At 49.6% G+C, this 516-nt stretch carries 3 tRNA genes and 1 rRNA gene; all 4 read right to left on the bottom strand.

The window, feature by feature from the left end:
• Positions 1 to 50 precede the first annotated feature (50 nt).
• Positions 51 to 126, bottom strand: a tRNA-Thr gene (locus tag K9V48_RS28540).
• A gap of 10 nt (positions 127 to 136) precedes the next feature.
• Positions 137 to 212 (bottom strand) — tRNA-Val (locus K9V48_RS28535).
• Positions 213 to 278: 66 nt separating this feature from the next.
• Positions 279 to 353: transfer RNA gene (locus K9V48_RS28530), tRNA-Glu, on the bottom strand.
• A 45-nt stretch (positions 354 to 398) separates the two neighbouring features.
• Positions 399 to 514: ribosomal RNA gene (rrf, locus tag K9V48_RS28525) — 5S ribosomal RNA — on the bottom strand.
• Positions 515 to 516 lie beyond the last annotated feature (2 nt).

Genomic DNA, 516 nt, shown 5'->3' with positions numbered 1-516 from the left:
AACTGAGCTAATGGCTCATATTATAATGAGTATTACTATAATGAAGTAAGTGGTGCCGGCGAGAGGACTTGAACCCCCAACCTACTGATTACAAGTCAGTTGCTCTACCAATTGAGCTACACCGGCAAAATAATTATGGTGGAGGATGACGGGATCGAACCGCCGACCCTCTGCTTGTAAGGCAGATGCTCTCCCAGCTGAGCTAATCCTCCGAAGCACAGGATGTGCAAGTGCATGTGTTGCGATTGACGTTGCGTACTTAACATGCCATCATTACTTGGTGACCCGTACGGGATTCGAACCCGTGTTACCGCCGTGAAAGGGCGGTGTCTTAACCGCTTGACCAACGGGCCAACTATAAAAATAGACAAAATAATAGCCCCAAATAAGGGGCTTATGCCTAGCAACGTCCTACTCTCACAGGGGGAAACCCCCAACTACCATCGGCGCTGAAGAGCTTAACTTCCGTGTTCGGCATGGGAACGGGTGTGACCTCTTCGCCATCATCGCTAGACA

The sequence above is a fragment of the Metabacillus rhizolycopersici genome, assembly GCF_020075705.1.
Note: the sequence above shows the minus strand (reverse complement) of the source record. Positions and strands in the feature narration are given on the sequence as shown.